This window comes from Qipengyuania profundimaris, from assembly GCF_030717945.1.
In the GTDB taxonomy this organism is placed as follows: Bacteria; Pseudomonadota; Alphaproteobacteria; order Sphingomonadales; family Sphingomonadaceae; genus Qipengyuania; species Qipengyuania profundimaris.
In genome coordinates this window covers 764,019-780,495 of record NZ_JAVAIM010000001.1, presented here as the reverse complement: position 1 = coordinate 780,495, position 16,477 = coordinate 764,019, and the positions used below count along the sequence as shown (strand labels likewise).

Annotated in this window: 16 protein-coding genes and 1 riboswitch; of the genes, 9 read left to right on the top strand and 7 right to left on the bottom strand. The window is 64.4% G+C overall.

Annotated elements, in window-relative coordinates; genetic code table 11:
* From Q9K02_RS03945 to mmsB, 7 genes are all read left to right on the top strand, one after another.
* Positions 1–303: an I78 family peptidase inhibitor gene (locus Q9K02_RS03945; protein WP_305931719.1), complete on the top strand. Its 303-nt coding sequence runs from the start codon at positions 1–3 to the stop codon at positions 301–303.
* Positions 300–689 (top strand): RidA family protein, encoded by a 390-nt coding sequence (locus tag Q9K02_RS03940; RefSeq protein ID WP_305931718.1) that lies wholly within the window; start codon positions 300–302, stop codon positions 687–689. The genes Q9K02_RS03945 and Q9K02_RS03940 overlap by 4 nt, the downstream gene beginning before the upstream one ends.
* A gap of 49 nt (positions 690–738) precedes the next feature.
* Positions 739–1,884 carry an acyl-CoA dehydrogenase family protein gene (locus Q9K02_RS03935; protein WP_305931717.1) on the top strand — a complete coding sequence of 382 codons (1,146 nt, stop codon included), beginning with the start codon at positions 739–741 and terminating at the stop codon, positions 1,882–1,884.
* Between the two features lie 11 nt (positions 1,885–1,895).
* Positions 1,896–2,945, top strand: coding sequence for an enoyl-CoA hydratase/isomerase family protein (locus Q9K02_RS03930; protein ID WP_305931716.1), 1,050 nt, complete (start codon positions 1,896–1,898; stop codon positions 2,943–2,945).
* A gap of 136 nt (positions 2,946–3,081) precedes the next feature.
* On the top strand, positions 3,082–3,864 hold the full coding sequence (locus Q9K02_RS03925; protein WP_305931715.1) for an enoyl-CoA hydratase-related protein: 783 nt from the start codon (positions 3,082–3,084) through the stop codon (positions 3,862–3,864).
* 3 nt (positions 3,865–3,867) lie between these two features.
* Positions 3,868–4,122, top strand: coding sequence for a hypothetical protein (locus tag Q9K02_RS03920; protein ID WP_305931714.1), 255 nt, complete (start codon positions 3,868–3,870; stop codon positions 4,120–4,122).
* A 10-nt stretch (positions 4,123–4,132) separates the two neighbouring features.
* A complete protein-coding gene (mmsB, locus tag Q9K02_RS03915) occupies positions 4,133–4,999 on the top strand; it encodes a 3-hydroxyisobutyrate dehydrogenase (protein WP_305931713.1) in 867 nt (288 codons plus the stop codon).
* Here the strand turns inward: mmsB and Q9K02_RS03910 are convergent.
* The gene (locus Q9K02_RS03910) at positions 4,986–5,708 is read right to left on the bottom strand and encodes an Nmad3 family putative nucleotide modification protein (protein WP_305931712.1); all 723 of its coding nucleotides are present in this window, start codon (positions 5,706–5,708) and stop codon (positions 4,986–4,988) included. The two genes, mmsB and Q9K02_RS03910, sit on opposite strands and share 14 nt — an antisense overlap.
* A 65-nt stretch (positions 5,709–5,773) precedes the next feature.
* Here Q9K02_RS03910 and Q9K02_RS03905 point away from each other — a divergent pair, with 65 nt between their 5' ends.
* Together Q9K02_RS03905 and Q9K02_RS03900 are read left to right on the top strand one after the other, a co-directional pair.
* Positions 5,774–6,586, top strand: coding sequence for an NTP transferase domain-containing protein (locus Q9K02_RS03905; protein ID WP_305931711.1), 813 nt, complete (start codon positions 5,774–5,776; stop codon positions 6,584–6,586).
* An 18-nt stretch (positions 6,587–6,604) separates the two neighbouring features.
* Positions 6,605–7,870: a lipopolysaccharide biosynthesis protein gene (locus tag Q9K02_RS03900; protein WP_305931710.1), complete on the top strand. Its 1,266-nt coding sequence runs from the start codon at positions 6,605–6,607 to the stop codon at positions 7,868–7,870.
* Here the strand turns inward: Q9K02_RS03900 and gcvPB are convergent.
* From gcvPB to metH, 6 genes are all read right to left on the bottom strand, one after another.
* Positions 7,867–9,477 carry an aminomethyl-transferring glycine dehydrogenase subunit GcvPB gene (gene gcvPB / locus Q9K02_RS03895; RefSeq protein ID WP_422785441.1) on the bottom strand — a complete coding sequence of 537 codons (1,611 nt, stop codon included), beginning with the start codon at positions 9,475–9,477 and terminating at the stop codon, positions 7,867–7,869. The genes Q9K02_RS03900 and gcvPB overlap by 4 nt on opposite strands.
* Positions 9,478–9,545: 68 nt before the next feature.
* On the bottom strand, positions 9,546–10,913 hold the full coding sequence (gene gcvPA, locus Q9K02_RS03890; protein ID WP_305931708.1) for an aminomethyl-transferring glycine dehydrogenase subunit GcvPA: 1,368 nt from the start codon (positions 10,911–10,913) through the stop codon (positions 9,546–9,548).
* 39 nt (positions 10,914–10,952) lie between these two features.
* Entirely contained in the window at positions 10,953–11,324 is a 372-nt protein-coding gene (gene gcvH, locus Q9K02_RS03885) for a glycine cleavage system protein GcvH (RefSeq protein WP_305931707.1), read from the bottom strand.
* Between the two features lie 4 nt (positions 11,325–11,328).
* Entirely contained in the window at positions 11,329–12,519 is a 1,191-nt protein-coding gene (gene gcvT / locus Q9K02_RS03880) for a glycine cleavage system aminomethyltransferase GcvT (protein ID WP_305931706.1), read from the bottom strand.
* A gap of 154 nt (positions 12,520–12,673) precedes the next feature.
* A riboswitch (glycine riboswitch) is annotated at positions 12,674–12,769 on the bottom strand.
* 148 nt (positions 12,770–12,917) lie between these two features.
* The gene (locus Q9K02_RS03875; RefSeq protein ID WP_305931705.1) at positions 12,918–13,874 is read right to left on the bottom strand and encodes a sulfite exporter TauE/SafE family protein; all 957 of its coding nucleotides are present in this window, start codon (positions 13,872–13,874) and stop codon (positions 12,918–12,920) included.
* A complete protein-coding gene (gene metH / locus Q9K02_RS03870) occupies positions 13,850–16,474 on the bottom strand; it encodes a methionine synthase (RefSeq protein WP_305931704.1) in 2,625 nt (874 codons plus the stop codon). The genes Q9K02_RS03875 and metH overlap by 25 nt, the downstream gene beginning before the upstream one ends.
* Positions 16,475–16,477: the final 3 nt, after the last annotated feature.

The following is a 16,477-nucleotide window of genomic DNA, read 5'->3' as shown; positions in this document are numbered from 1 at the left end:
ATGCGTAGTCTGTTTTTAGGTGCTGTGGCACTGCCTCTCGCTGCGTGCGCAGGAACATACGGAGAAGCACCTGGCTCGGTCCCGGCAAACGAAGCCGGCGGCGAATGCGATGCCCAGCCGGTCCAGTATCATATCGGGCACGAGGCGAGCGCCGAAATGGGCGCCACCATACTGCGAGAGAGTGGCGCGAAAACGCTGCGCTGGGGCCCGCCGAACTCTGCTTGGACGATGGACTACCGCACCGATCGCGTGAACGTGCGCTATGACGAAAGCCGCGAGATCATCGAGATCACCTGCGGGTGAACGATCGCCGCCACGCCTTCACCGGCTCTCCGTTCGAAGCGCAGTTCGGCTTCGCTCGCGCGGTCCGCGACGGCAACCGGATCATCGTTGCCGGCACCGGCCCGGTGGAAGACGACGGTTCGAGCACGCAAGGCGGTGCCGCCGAACAGGCCGAGCGCTGCTGCACCCTGATCCTTCGCGCGATCGAGGAACTCGGCGGGTCGGCAAGCGACGTGATCCGCACACGCATGTTCCTGACCGAACCGACCGATCAGGACGCGGTGGGGGAGGTCCACGCCCGCTACTTCAGCGAGGCGCGCCCCGCCGCAACAATGGTAGGCTGCGCATGGCTTTGCAGACCGGAATGGAAAGTCGAGATCGAGGCCGAGGCAATCGTTCGCGACTGACCGGCCTCGCCCCTTCCCTTGCCCCCGTCAGAGGGCTAGAGCGCACCGCATGACAGGACAATTCCAGCTTACCGACGACCAGCTGGCCATCCAGGAAATGGCCCAGCGTTTCACCGCCGACAACATCACGCCGCATGCGGGCGAGTGGGACGAGAAAAGCCACTTCCCGCGCGAGGTGATCAAGCAGACCGCCGAGCTCGGTTTCGGCGCGATCTACGTTTCGGAAGAGAGCGGCGGCATCGGCCTCGGCCGGCTCGAGGCAGCGCTGATCATGGAAGCCATGGCCTATGGCTGCCCGACCACCAGTGCCTTCATCTCGATCCACAACATGGCCAGCTGGATGATCGACCGCTTCGGCGGCGAAGGGGTGAAGGAAAAGTACCTTCCCGACCTCGTCACCATGGAGAAGATCGCCAGCTACTGCCTGACCGAACCGGGCAGCGGATCGGATGCCGCGGGCCTCAAGACCAGCGCTGTGCTGGACGGCGACCACTATGTGCTGAACGGGACCAAGCAGTTCATCTCCGGCGGCGGGGTGAACGATGTCTATGTCACCATGGTCCGCACTTCCGAGCACAAGACCAAGGGCATCACCTGCCTCGTGATCGACAAGGACACGCCGGGTGTCAGCTTCGGCGCGCCGGAAAAGAAGCTCGGCTGGAATGCCAGCCCGACCGCGCAGGTCATCTTCGAGGATGCCCGCGCGCCGGTGGAGAACCGGGTCGGCGACGAAGGCGAGGGCTTCCGCTTCGCCATGATGGGTCTCGACGGTGGACGCCTCAACATCGGCGCCTGCTCGCTCGGCGGGGCGCAGCGCTGCCTCGACGAGGCGGTGGCCTACACCAAGGACCGCCAGCAGTTCGACACGCCGATCGCGGAGTTCCAGAACACGCAGTTCATGCTGGCCGACATGGCGACCGATCTGGAGGCCGCGCGCGCCCTGCTCTACCTCGCTGCCGCCAAGGTCACGGATAACGCGCCGGACAAGTCGCGCTTCTCGGCCATGGCGAAGCGGCTGGCGACCGACAATGGCAGCAAGGTCGTCAACGACGCACTGCAGCTGTTCGGCGGCTACGGCTATCTCAAGGACTATCCGATCGAACGCTTCTGGCGCGATCTGCGGGTCCACTCGATCCTCGAGGGAACCAATCAGGTCATGCGCATGATCGTGGGCCGGGACCTGTTGCGACAGTGAGCGAGTATTCGATGACAGACGAAGTAAACATCCACACCCACGGCTGCACCGGCCACATTTCGCTCAATCGACCCAAGGCGCTGCATGCGCTAACGCTCGACATGTGCCACGCGATGAGCGCGGCACTGTCCGGGTGGGCCGATGAGGACGAGATCGAGGCGGTCATCCTCGACCATGCCGAAGGGCGCGGGTTCTGCGCAGGCGGCGACATCAATCTGCTACGCCATTCCGCGCTGAACGATGGCGGGAAAAGCGGTCGCGAGTTCTTTCACGACGAATACCAGCTCAACCATCAGATGATGACCTATGAAAAGCCCATCGTGGCATTCATGGACGGCATCACCATGGGCGGCGGCGTGGGCATTGCGCTGCCCTGCAAATATCGCGTCGCGACCGAGAATACGCGTTTTGCCATGCCAGAGACCGGCATCGGCCTGTTCCCGGATGTCGGCGGCGGCTGGCATCTTTCGCGTCTCGGCGGACGGCTGGGCCAGTTCCTTGCGCTGACCGGCGCGCGGCTGGACGGGGCGGAATGCCACTTTGCCGGGATCGCGACGCATTACATCCCTGCCGAAAAACTGGCGGAGGCGAAGGCGCGGATCACCGAGCATCCCGGCCGCATTGCGGGCATTCTCTCCGAGCTGTCGGTTACTCCGCCCGAGCCCCGGATCGAGGCCAATTGCGAGCGCATCAACAGGCACTTCGCGTCCAACCGCTACGAGGACATCCTCGCCAGCCTCGAGGCCGACGATAGCGACTGGGCGGCCAAGGAACTGGCCACGCTGCGCACCAAGAGCCCGCAGACCTGCAAGGTCGCGCTTCGCCAGCTGGCGGAAAGCGAGAAGCTGAGCAGCTTTGCCGATAATATGCGGATGGAATATCGCATCGCATCGCGCGTCCTGACCCGCCCCGATTTCGCCGAGGGCGTCCGCGCCGTGATCGTCGACAAGACCAACGACCCCCACTGGGATCCGGCAACGCCCGAGGGCGTGAGCGAGGACCTGCTCGAAAGCATCTTTGCCCCGCTTCCCGCCAATGAGGAATGGAAACCCTTGCGATGACCCGAGCGGGTTGCTTCCCCCGTCATTGCGAGCGTAGCGAAGCAATCCATCAACGAACGGCGCGTGCTTCGCAAACATCGGAAGATGGATTGCCGCGTCGCCTCCGGCTCCTCGCAATGACTTTGGAGAGAGAAGTTTGACCTACGAGACAATTACCGTCGAACAGCGTGATGCGGTCACGCTGATCACGCTCAACCGCCCCAAGGCGCTCAATGCGCTGAACAGCAAGGTGCTGGAAGAGCTGATCGACGCTTTCGCCGCTTACCAGGCCGACAGCAGTCAGCTGTGTGCGGTCCTCACCGGATCGGGCGACAAGGCCTTCGCTGCGGGTGCCGACATCAAGGAAATGAGCGAGAAGGACGCGGCCGACTTCTATCTCGACGACTTCTTCGCGCCCTGGACCAGCGAGATCGTGAAGAAGACCCGCAAGCCGTGGATCGCAGCCGTGAACGGCTTTGCGCTTGGCGGCGGGTGCGAGCTCGCCATGATGGCGGACTTCATCATCGCTTCGGAAAACGCCAAGTTCGGCCAGCCCGAGATCAAGCTGGGGGTCGCGCCCGGCATGGGCGGGTCGCAGCGCCTGACCAAGGCGGTCGGCAAGTCGAAGGCGATGGAAATGTGCCTGACGGGCCGCATGATGGATGCCGAGGAAGCCGAGCGCAGCAACCTCGTCGCGCGCGTCGTGCCGCATGACAGCCTGCTGGACGAAGCGATGAAGACCGCCACGCAAATCGCGAGCATGCCGCCGATGGCTGCCATCGCGAACAAGGAAATGGTCAACGCCGCCTTCGAGACCAGCCTCGACCAGGGCCTGATCATCGAGCGCCGCATCTTCCAGATCCTCACCGCGAGCGAGGACAAGCAGGAAGGCATGGCCGCCTTCGTCGAAAAGCGCGAGGGCAAATGGAAGGGGCGTTGAGGTTTGCCTGCCGAATTTGCCTTCGTCTTGGTGTTCGCAGCGTCAGTAGCTGCATTTTGCACTTGGACATCCAGAACCGGCATCCTGGGCGCCACCCTCACCGGGATGATCCTGTCTTTTGCTATGAGCTTGCTCATTTGGCCCGCACCTTTTTGGGAGCCAATTCTTCTGGCGGAACTTCGCTGGGATAGGCTTTTAATTATGGCCGTGATCGTGTCGCTTGCGGCTGGCTTAGGTAAGCGGATGCAAATTGAATAAGGAATTCAAAATGAAAATCGCCTTCATCGGCCTCGGCAATATGGGCGGCGGAATGGCCGCAAACCTTGTAAAGGCGGGGCACGAGGTGAATGCCTTCGACCTTAGCGAAGATGCGCTTGCGACCGCCAAGCAGAATGGCTGTGCGACTTTCACCGATGCGGGAGAAGCCGTGCAGGGTGTCGACGGCGTGGTGACGATGCTACCCAATGGCGGGATCGTGAAGTCGGTCTACGAAGGCAGCGTGATCGGCAAGGCTCCGGCGGGCGCAGTGCTGCTCGACTGCTCGACGATCGATGTCGCCACCGCGAAGGAAGTCATCGCCAAGGCCGAAGCCGCCGGTTACGACATGGTCGATGCTCCTGTTTCCGGCGGGATCGCGGCGGCGAATGGTGGGACGCTCACCTTCATGGTCGGCGGCACCGAGAAGGCGTTCGGACGCGCCGAAGAGGTACTGCAGGCGATGGGCAAGGCCGTCATCCACGCGGGCGATGCGGGTGCGGGCCAGACCGCCAAGATTTGCAACAACATGCTGCTCGCCATCTCGATGATCGGCACGGCGGAAGCGATGAAGATGGCCGAGAAGCTCGGCCTCGATCCGCAGAAATTCTACGAGATCTCCAGCCAGTCTTCGGGCTATTGCTGGTCGCTCAACGCCTATACGCCCATGCCCGGTGTGGGCGTCGAGAGCCCGGCGGACAATGATTACAAGGGCGGCTTTGCGACCGCGCTCATGCTCAAGGACTTGCGGCTGGCCATGGATTCGGCGCAGGATGTCGACGCCACCACCGTTCTAGGTGCGAAAGCGGCGGAGATTTACGAGAAGCTGGCCGAAGAGCACGGCGCGCTCGACTTCTCCTCTGTCATCAAGACGCTCTGATCTCGGCGATTATCCGCGCCAGCCAGTCGCGCGGCTTGGTGCGTTTGCCGATATCGGCGACGAATTCCTGACCGCGCGCCACGCTCCGCAACCTGCCACCGCGCAGCCAGCGGTCGGCGCGGTCGTGGTAGCTGAGGCCGCCCTTGCGTAGCCAGTCAGGGCGGCCCCACAGGCTCGGCGGGCCTTCGGGCACGGTCAGCCGCAGGGCATCGCTGGCGCGATTGGCGACGCTGCCGGGCCCGGCATAGATCGTGTCGTTCGTGCCATGCATAGCGAGCGCATGCGGATGGCGGCAATCGACGAGCCACTTCGGCACCCTATCTGCCAGTGCGATCACCTCCTCAACCTCGAGATAGCCGAAGATGCGGTGATGCGGATCGCTGCCGTCCGCGCGGAACAGGCCGAAGAACAGGAACACGTCGCCAACCCCGACCCCGCGATTGGCCAGATGCGTTTGCGCCGCGCCGACCTGGCCGAACAGGCAGGCACCGTCCTCGGTGAACATCGGATCGTGATGGCAGAGGTCTTCGGCATCATGTTGGCCCCGGCTGGCCGCATGCGCCAAGTCTCCCAGCCCGAGATCGCCATAACTCGTCCGCGAGGCTCGTCCCGCCGGGATCGGCAGGCTGATTGGCCGCCCATCGACGATCGGCGAGGATCCGCCGCCCGATGCGCTGTCGAAGCCCTTGCGACTGAAGATAATCCGCATGGCGCACTCGCTGCCCGCTGCGCTGCAAGGTGACAACCCCGCACTTCGGGCCTAAATGCGCGCGCATGGCTACGCAGACACACGCAAAGATCACCGCCCTCGTCATGGCCGGCAAGCGCTCCGGCGTCCTCGACCCGCTGGCCGAGCGTGCCGGTGTCGCCCAGAAATGCGTCGTGCCGGTCGGCGGCATGCCGATGATCGAGCGGGTGATCGCTAATGTCGCTGCCTGCGATCGCATCGGTGAGATCCGCGTTGTGGCGCATGAACCGGACGAGATCGCGGCGATCCCGTCGATCAAGGCGCTGATGGACGAAGGCCGACTGGTGTTCCGCCCCGGCGCGTTCAACCTCGTCGACAGCGTGTTCTCCGGCGCGGAGGGCGCGAGCTATCCGATCATGATTACCACGGCCGACAACTGCCTGTGGCTGCCGCACGACTATGCCGAATTCATCGACAAGGCGATCGCCAACCAGGCAGGCGCCGCCGCTGCCCTGGCGCGAAAGGAAGGGGTCATCGCAGCCGATCCGGTGGGCCAGAAGAAGTTCTACGAGTTTTCCGACGGCGGCTATTCCAACTGCAACACCTACTGGATCGGCAGCGAGCAGGCGCTCAGCGCGGCGGAGATCATGCGCGGCGGCGGGCAGTTCGTGAAATTCCCCAGCCGCATCGCCAAGGCCTTCGGCGTGGTGAACCTAATCCGCTTCTTCCTCGGCTGGGGCACGAAAGAGAAGCTGTTCGCACAGGTCTCCCGCCGCTTCGGCTTCAAGCTGGTCCCGATCGAGATGAGCAATGGCTATTGCGCGATCGACGTCGATAACGAGCGCACTTTCGAAGTCACCGAACGCCTGCTGGCCAAACGGAACACCTCCGCCGCCTGAGGCAGCGATACTCGGGCAATGAAAAGGCTGCTCCGCAATATCGGCTGGCTGCTCAGCGGTCGCGGCGTCAATGCCGTGCTGAGCCTCGTATATCTGGCGATCGCGACGCGGACGCTGGGCCTCGACGGGTTCGGATATTTCGCGCTCATCGTCGCGCTCGGGCAGACCGTCACGGGCATCGCCAACTTTCAGACCTGGCAATTCGTCGTGCGCTGGGGCGCGGGCGAGGACGGCCCTGCGGAAGCGACCGGTTTCGCCATCGCGCTCGACATCCTGTCCATCGTGCTCGGGACTGTGCTCGCCGCCGCACTGTGCTGGTCGGCGCAGTTTTGGCTACCCCTGCCGCCCGATCTGCTGTGGCTCGCCTTTGGCTTCTGCATGGTCTCGCTGCTGGCCATCCGCACCACACCCACCGGGCTGTTGCGACTGCGGTTCGAATACGGGCGAGCGACGGCAGCCGAGGCGGTGCAGCCGATAATCCGCGCATTGGGCGCAATCCTCGCCGCGATCTTCATGCCGACCGTCACCGGCTTCATCCTCGCCTGGGCCGCTGCCGAAGTCTGCGTGGCTGCCGCGCTCTGGTTCGCTGCCGGCCGGACCGAGCGGATCGACTTCTCTCAGATCAGCTTGTTCCGTCTCCCGCGCGAGCATGCCGGGGCGTGGAAATTCGTGTGGTCGACCAATCTTACCGGCAGCCTCAATGTAGGCTCCAAACAGGTGCTCATCCTGCTGGTCGGCGCGATCGGCGGCGAGGCGTTCGCCGGTGGCTTCCGTGTCGCCAGCCAGCTTGGGCAAGCGCTGGTGAGTTTAGCGCAGACGGTCTCCAAGGCCATCTATCCCGAGCTCGTCCACGCCCGCGACAATGCCCACGACATGGCGCGCCGCATGGCCAATATCGCGCTCGTCGGCGGCGCGCTGGCCGTGCTGGTCGCGATCTTCCTCGGGCGGCCCGGACTGGTCCTGATCGCCGGGCCCGAATTCCGCGTCGTCTACTGGGCGATGGTCATCCTCGCCATTGCCGGGGCGATCGAGCTGGTCGGGGCTAGCCTGGAATCGCTACTGGTCAGCGCCGGACGCGCCGGCACCGCCTTCGTCATGCGCGCGGTGCCGACGATCATCGGCCTGTCGCTGCTGCAGGTGGCGATGGACTGGAACGGGCTTAAGGGCGCGGCTTTCACCGTTCTCGGCGCCAGCGCGCTGTCCGTCATCGGGTTCTGGGTGGCGGTGATTTCGCTCAGCCAGATCACCATCACCGTGGAACCGAAAACCGACAGCCGCGACTAGCGGCCGCCGACTTCGCTGGGGACCGGCGTTCCGGCTGGAGCACTTTGCTCCTTGTAGGCGAGCACCGGCTTCCTTGCGGCCTGCGTCTCGTCGAGGCGGCGACGCGGGGCATAGAATGGTGCGGTCTTGAGCGTTTCGTCGCCTGTCTTGGCCCGCTCCGCAACGCTGCGCAGAGCTAGGATGAACTGGTCCAGCGCCGCCTTGCTCTCGGTCTCGGTCGGCTCGACCAGCATCGCCCCATGCACCACCAGCGGGAAGTACATGGTCATCGGATGATAGCCTTCGTCGATCAGCCCCTTGGCGAGATCGAGTGTCGACATCCCTTCGGCAAAGCCTTTGTCGCTGAACAGCGCTTCGTGCATGCAGGGGCCGCTGTGGGCGAAGGGCGCATCGAGCACGTCCTCAAGGCTGCGCAGAATGTAATTCGCATTGAGCACGGCATCCTCGGCCACCTGCCGCAAGCCGTCCGCCCCGTGGCTGAGGATATAGGACAGCGCGCGGGTGAACATGCCCATCTGGCCGTGGAACGCGGTCATGCGCCCGAAATGCTGCATGCGCCCGCCGAAATGCTCTTCGGAGAAGCTGTCGGCATCCTCTTCCTCGACGAGGTGGACGACGCCGTCCTTCGTCCGCGAAGTATAGGGCAGCGGGGCAAACGGGCTGAGCGCCTCGGAAAGCACGACCGGGCCGGAGCCCGGGCCGCCGCCGCCATGCGGGGTGGAGAAGGTCTTGTGCAGATTGATGTGCATCGCATCGACGCCGAGATCGCCGGGACGCACCTTGCCGACGATGGCGTTGAAGTTCGCCCCGTCGCAATAGACGAAGCCGCCAGCCTCGTGGACCGCGTCGGAGATCGCCTTCAGGTCGCGCTCGAACAGGCCGAGGGTCGAGGGATTGGTGATCATTACGCCTGCGACATCGGGACCGAGGCGGCTTTTCAGCGCATCGAGATCGACGCGGCCGTCCGAATTGGCCGGAATATCCTCGATCTCGTAGCCGGCGAAGGCGGCGGTGGCGGGATTCGTGCCATGCGCGCTTTCGGGCACGAGGATGACCTTGCGCGCATCGCCGCGCGCTTCGAGTGCGGCGCGGATGCAGAGGATGCCGCACAGCTCGCCATGCGCGCCGGCCTTGGGGCTCATCGCGACACCATGCATGCCGGTGAGGTGGATGAGCCAGAAGGCTAGCTCGTTGATCACCTCCAGCGCGCCGCGCACCGTATCGACTGGCTGCAGCGGATGGACGTCGGCAAAGCCGGGCATCCGCGCGACCTTCTCGTTGAGCCGCGGATTGTGTTTCATCGTGCAGCTGCCGAGCGGAAACAGGCCGAGGTCGATGGCATAGTTCTGCCGGCTGAGACGCGTGTAATGGCGCACGGTTTCCGGTTCGGTCAGGCCGACGAGCCCGATCGGTTCGCTCCGCTCGAAATCGCCGAGGCGGCTGGTCGGCGCGGGCGTCGGCGGGCTCGGCTGCTCAACACCGGCCAGATCCAGCTTGGCCGCGAAATCGAAATCGACGCCGGTCGTCTCGCTGTGACCGATCTCGAACAGCAGCGGTTCTTCGAGCATCAGCGCGCGATTGCCGGTTGCGGTGTCGGGACCGCTCATCGCCTTGTCGCCCTCGACCGGGGTGCCGGGCTTCCAGCCCGATGCGTTCGGAGTTTTCGTCGGCGCGTTCATGCCAGCACCTCCTCGAGCGCGGAGGCAAGGATTTCGATATCCTCCTCCGTTGTGGTTTCGGTCACTGCAACCAGCAGCCCGTTGGCAAGCGCCTCATTGCCGGGGAACAGGCGGCCGAGCGAAACGCCGGCCAGCACATCCTGCTTGGTCAGCTTGCGCACAATCTGGCGGGCATCGCCATCCAGCAGCAAAGTAAACTCGTTGAAGAAAGCTTCGTTGAGCACCTCGACGCCGGGCACTTTGGCCAGCCGGTCGGCGGCGATGCAGGCGAGGCGGTGGTTCTCCATCGCGAGCTGTCGCAACCCCTTCTCGCCGAGCAGCGTCATGTGGACGCTGAACGCCAGCGCGCAGAGGCCCGAATTGGTGCAGATGTTCGAGGTCGCCTTCTCGCGGCGGATGTGCTGTTCGCGCGTCGACAGCGTCAGGACGAAGCCGCGCTTGCCCTCCGCATCGACCGTCTCCCCGCACAGCCGTCCGGGCATCATCCGGACATGCTTTTCGTCACGCACGGCGAAGAGGCCTAGATACGGCCCGCCGAACTGCAGGCCGACGCCGATCGACTGTCCCTCTCCGACGACGATATCCGCGCCCATTTCACCGGGCGATTTCACCGCCCCGAGCGCCACGGGCTCGGTATTGACCGCGATCACCAGCGCGCCCTGCCCATGCGCTGCCTCGGCGATCTTCGCGATGTCGGGAAGGCGGCCGAGGATGTCGGGATATTGCACCACGACGCAGCTCGTATCTCCATCGATCCGCGCGATAAGGCCGTCGTCATCGGGCTTGGCCGTCAGGCTGGGCGGAGCGCCGGCGATCTCGTCGTCGGTGAACTTGGCCATCGTCCGCACCACCTCGGCGTAATGCGGGTGAAGCGCGCCCGACAGCACGACCTTGCGCTTCTTGCCGCGGGCGATGCGGCTGGCCATGGCAACCGCTTCCCAGCAGGCGGTCGAGCCATCGTACATCGATGCATTGGCGACCGCGCAGCCGTAGAGCCGCGCGACCTGCGTCTGGAACTCGAACAGCATCTGCAGCGTGCCCTGCGCGATTTCCGGCTGGTAGGGCGTATAGGCGGTGAGGAACTCGCCGCGCTGGATGATGTGATCGACGCTGGCGGGGACATGATGCTTATAGGCTCCCGCCCCAAGGAAGAAGGCTGCGTCCGACGCCGCGAGGTTCTTCTTGCTGAGCCGCCGCATGTGTTTTTCGACCGCCATCTCGCTGGCGTGCATCGGGAGGCCTTCGATCGGGCCGTTCAGCCGCGCCTCTTCCGGCACATCGACGAACAGGGCATCAATGTCGCTCGCGCCGATCTTGGCGAGCATCGCCGAACGGTCGGTATCGGTCAGGGGTAGGTAGCGCATTTCGTGTTCCCGTCGTCCCGGTGAGAGCCCGGGAGGCAATTAGAGACTGTCGCAGAAGCTCTTGTAGGCTTTCGCGTCCATCAGGCCTTCGAGCTCGCTCTTGTCGCCGATGGTCATCTTGAAGAACCAGCCGGTTTCCTCAGGCGAAGTGTTCACCAGCGCGGGGTCTTCCTCCAGCGCCTCGTTCGATTCCATCACTTCGCCGCTGATCGGCGCGTAGACGTCGCTGGCGGCCTTGACGCTTTCGACAACGGCAGCGTCCTTGCCCTTGTCGATCACGCTGCCGACTTCGGGCAGTTCGACGAAGACGATGTCGCCCAGCTGGCCCTGCGCGTAATCGGTAATGCCGACGGTGGCGCTATCGCCCTCCACGTCGATCCATTCATGCTCTTCGGTGAAGTAACGGGCCATCGGGTCAGCTCCCTCGGTAATAGTTGTGGGAGACGAAGGGGAGCGTCACCACCTTCGCCGCAAGTCTCTTGTTACGAACCATGATCTCCAGATCGGTTCCCGCTTCGGCATGGGCGACATCGACATAGCCCATGGCGATCGGGTGGCCGAGCGTGGGCGAGAAGCCGCCGCTGGTGACGCGGCCGACCTTGTCGTCGCCCGCGTAGATTTCCGCACCTTCGCGGGCCGGCAGGCGCCCTTCGAGGGCAAGGCCCACGCGGCGTTCCTTCGGGCCGGACTCCATCAGCGTCTTCACCGCGTCGAAGCCCATCCAGCCGCCTGTCTCGCGGCGCTTCTTGGTGAGCGCGAAGGCGAGATCGGCGCTGACCGGATCGACCGTGTCGGTCATGTCGTGGCCGTAGAGCGGCAGGCCCGCCTCAAGCCGCAAGCTGTCGCGCGCGCCGAGGCCTGCCGGACGCACTTCGATCTCCGCGCACAGGCGGTCGCACAGGGATTCCGCGAATTCGGCAGGTACCGAAATCTCGAACCCGTCCTCGCCGGTGTAGCCTGCGCGGGTGATCCGCAGCGGCCATTCGCCGAAATCGTGCTCAAGCGATTGCATGAATACGAGCTGCTCGGGCACCCCGCGCATGATGCGGTTGAGCGCAGTCGCGGCATTGGGCCCCTGCAGCGCGACCAGCGCAAAATCGTCCATGTGCGTGAGCGTGACATCGTCGTCGAGATGCTCGCGCAGATGGGCGATATCGTCCCACTTCATCGCACCATTGACGACGATGTAATAGGCAGGTTCGCCCCAACGGCCTTCGGTGCCAGCGTCCTCGTCGCCCTCGATCCACGGGGTGGCATTCGTCACCATCAGATCGTCGAGGATCCCGCCCTCGTCGTTGAGGAGCAGCGAGTAGCGGACCCGGCCCGGCTTCAGCGTGGCGATGGCGCCGGGAAGCAGCTTCTCCAGTTCCTCGGCTGCCTTTTCGCCGGTCACCATCAGCTGGCCCATGTGGCTGACATCAAACAGGCCCGCATTGCTGCGCGTCCAGTCGTGTTCGGCGACGATCCCGCCGCCGGTTTCCTTGTTGTACTGGATCGGCATCCAGTAACCGGCGAACTCGACCATGCGAGCGCCCTTGCCGCGATGCCATGCATCGAGCGGCAGCGTGCCGGTTTCCTGCTGTTCGTTTTCTTCAGTCTCGCTCAAGTCCCGTCCTTCAAAGCATGGGCGCGCCGATCCCGGCGCGGGAAAACAACCCATGCCCCCTCTGTCGGGAAACCTGAGAGACTGACACGCGGATGGGCGTGCTTACCCCTTCGGTGGCTGGCCGCGATGGCGACCGGCGCTTTCCAGAGTGTCGATGGCCCGCACGGTCCGGTGGCCTGAGAGTTTCCGGGGCGGTTGCTCCTTCGGCGGTACGGGGACGCCGCCCCGCACGCTCTCCCGTGCGCGCCCGCTACAGAATCGCTCCCGCAGCCGACGCCTGTTGCACTGCGGCAATCCCCGCGCAGCGTCAATCGCGAAAAGGGTTATTCCCCGGCCTCAATCGCGCGGCTTAGGAGCGCGAATTCCTCTCCATGGGCGCTCTATTGCAATGCTGCCAATCAGCGCGCTGCGAGCCAGACGAGGTAGAGCGCCGAGGCGACGATCCACAACCCGCCCAGCGTCTTCAAGCGGCGCGCGCCAAGCCACAGCGCGATGGGTCGGGCAAGGAACGCTCCGAGCATAGCGCCGGGTGCCGCGAGCAGCACGACCTCCCAGGCGACCGTCCCTGCCTCGACGTGCCAGAGCAGCCCGGCGATGCAGCTCACCGCGGAAATCACGCAAGCCGTGCCCACGCACAGCACCATCGGGTAATGGCGCAGGAATAGGTAGAAGGCGACCAATTCTCCGATGCCGACCGAAAACAGCGCTGTGATCGCGCCGCCGGGAATGGCGATCAGGGCCAGCATGGCGAGATCGACGCGAGCAAGGCGATCGCGCTCAGCCACGGCAAGGTTGACCGTCCACGTCGCCACTATCAGCGCAATCCCGAGCAGGATGGAGAAGGTCTTGTAACCCAGCAGCACCATGCGCGGGTCGAAATCCACCATGCGCTGGGTCCACAGTAGCGCCGGTGTAGAGAGGGCGAGCACCAATGGGCACACCAGCCAGTAGTCGCGTGCGCGCGTACTGGCTTCCAGCGGGTTCGGCTCATGCTGGTGATAGAGCCGGTCGGTCCAACGCAGCGCGCCTAGGCTCATGCCGAACGACTGGATGCCCATCGAGACCGCTACAACCTGCAAAGGCCCGAGCGTCATGTTCCCGAGATCGCGCAAGGCGTTGAACACCGGGACGAAGACCACGCCCCCGCCGGTCCCGCTGGCATTGGCGATGATTGCGCCCACCACGCCTACGCCGGGAAGAAACCAGAGATCGCGCATCAATGCGAAATCGTAGCGCGTAAAGAACCACAAAGCGGCGTAGGCCAGCGCAAGCCCTGCCCCGCCGATCATGGCGAGGCGCGAGCTATGTCCCAGCGCCGGCTGGACGCGGTTCAGTCGAGATTGGGCCTCAGCCATCTTTCGGCCGTCGCCATATCGACCTCGCGCCGCTGCGCATAGTCTTCTAGCTGGTCGCGCCCGATCCGGGCGACGCCGAAATACTGCGCTTCCGGGTGCCCGAAATAGAACCCGCTGACCGCAGCCGTCGGCCACATGGCGAAATTCTCGGTCAGCGTCAGACCGGCGTTGCTGGGCACATCCAGCAAGTCGAACAGGATCGGCTTGAGGCTGTGATCCGGGCACGCAGGATAGCCCGGCGCAGGCCGGATGCCGCGATATTCTTCCTTGATCAGTGCCTCGTTGGTCAGCTGCTCGTGAGGCGCATAGCCCCACAGGTCGGTGCGGACGTGCTGGTGCAGGCGTTCGGCGAAGGCTTCGGCGAAGCGGTCCGCCAGCGCTTTCAGGAGGATGTCCGAATAATCGTCCTTGTCCTCCAGGAAGCGCTTCGAATGTTCTTCGATCCCGTGGATGCCGACTGCGAAGCCGCCCATCCAGTCGCCCGCCGGATCGATGAAATCGGCGAGGCACATGTTCGCCCGGTCGCGGCTCTTCTTCACCTGCTGGCGGAGGAAGGGCAGCACCACATCGTCGCGATCGTCGAGATGCAGCGTCACGTCGTCGCCGTCTCGCGCGCAGGGCCAGAAGCCTGCGACACCCTTCGCTGTGAGCCATTTCTCCTCCACGATCCGGTCGAGCATGGCATTGGCGTCGGCAAACAGCTGCGTCGCCGTCTCGCCCACGACCTCGTCATTCAGGATCGCCGGGTAGTTGCCGTGCAACTCCCAAGCGCGGAAGAACGGCGTCCAGTCGATATAGTCGCGCAGGTCGGCGAGCGACCAGTCGTCGAACACATGTACTCCGGGCTTCAGCGGCGGGGCGGCCTTGTCGGACAGGAAGGCATCGTAATAATTGGCGCGGGCATCTTCCAGGCTCAGCAGCACGCTCTGCCCCTTCCCCGCCCGGGCATCGCGGACGTGGCCATACTCGCTGGCCGTGGTCTCGACGAACTCGTTGCGTTGCGTGTCCGACAATAGTCGGCTGGCGACGCCGACCGCGCGGCTTGCATCGAGCACGTGGATCACCGGCCCCTCATAGGCCGGATCGATCCGCAGCGCGGTGTGCACCTTGCTGGTCGTCGCCCCGCCGATCAGCAGCGGCATGTCCATGCCCGCCGTCTGCATCTCCTCGGCCACGGTCACCATCTCGTCGAGCGAAGGCGTGATGAGGCCGGACAGCCCGATCATGTCGGCCTTTTCCTCGCGCGCCGTCTCGAGGATTTTCGACCAGGGCACCATGACGCCGAGGTCGATTACGTCGTAGCCGTTGCACTGCAGCACCACGCCGACGATGTTCTTGCCGATATCGTGGACGTCGCCCTTCACGGTCGCCATCACGATCTTGCCCTTGGCCTTGCGCTCGGCCTCGGGCAGCAGGTCCTTCTCCGCCTCGATGAAGGGGATGAGGTGGGCGACAGCCTTCTTCATCACGCGAGCCGATTTCACGACCTGCGGCAGGAACATCTTGCCGCTGCCGAACAGGTCGCCGACGACGTTCATGCCGTCCATCAGCGGGCCTTCGATCACTTCGATCGGGCGACCACCGGAAGCTGCAACCAGCTCGCGCGCTTCCTCCGTGTCGGACACGACATGCGCGTCGATGCCCTTCACCAGCGCGTGCTCCAGCCGCTTCTTGACCTCCCAGCCGCGCCATTCCTCGGCCGCCTTCTCATCGGCTGCGGACTTGCCCTTGTAGCTTTCGGCAAGGTCGATCAGCCGTTCGGTAGCATCCGGCCGCCGCATGAGGATCACGTCCTCGCACGCCTCGCGCAGGGTCGGGTCGATCTGGTCGTAGACGTCGAGCTGGCCGGCATTGACGATCGCCATGTCCAGCCCGGCGGGGATTGCGTGATAGAGGAACACCGAATGCATCGCGCGGCGGACGGTCTCGTTGCCCCGGAAACTGAAGGAGAGGTTGGAGAGACCGCCGCTGGTCTTGGCGTGCGGACAGGCCGCCTTGATCTCGGCCACCGCTTCGATGAAGTCGAGCCCATAACGGTCGTGCTCCTCGATCCCCGTCGCCACGGCAAAGATATTGGGATCGAAGATGATGTCTTCCGCGGGGAAACCGATGTCCGTCAGCAGCTGATAGGCACGGGTGCAGATTTCGACCTTGCGATCCTTGGTATCGGCCTGGCCGGTCTCGTCGAAGGCCATGACGACTACGGCGGCGCCATAGTCCATGCACTTGCGCGCCTGCTCGAGGAACTGGTCTTCGCCTTCCTTCATGCTGATCGAATTGACGATTGGCTTGCCGGAAACGCATTTGATGCCGGCCTCGATCACATCCCATTTGGAGCTGTCGACCATCACCGGGACGCGTGCGATATCGGGTTCCGCGGCGATCAGCTTGAGGAAGGTGGTCATCGCCTTCTCGGCGTCGAGCAGACCCTCGTCCATATTGACGTCGATCACCTGCGCGCCGTTCTCGACCTGCTGGCGCGCGACTTCGACGGCGGAATCGTAGTCGTCCGCCAGAATCAGCTTCTTGAACCGGGCGGAGCCGGTCACATTGGTGCGTTCGCCGATGTTGACGAAGCGGGCAGTCGTAAGGTCACTCATGGG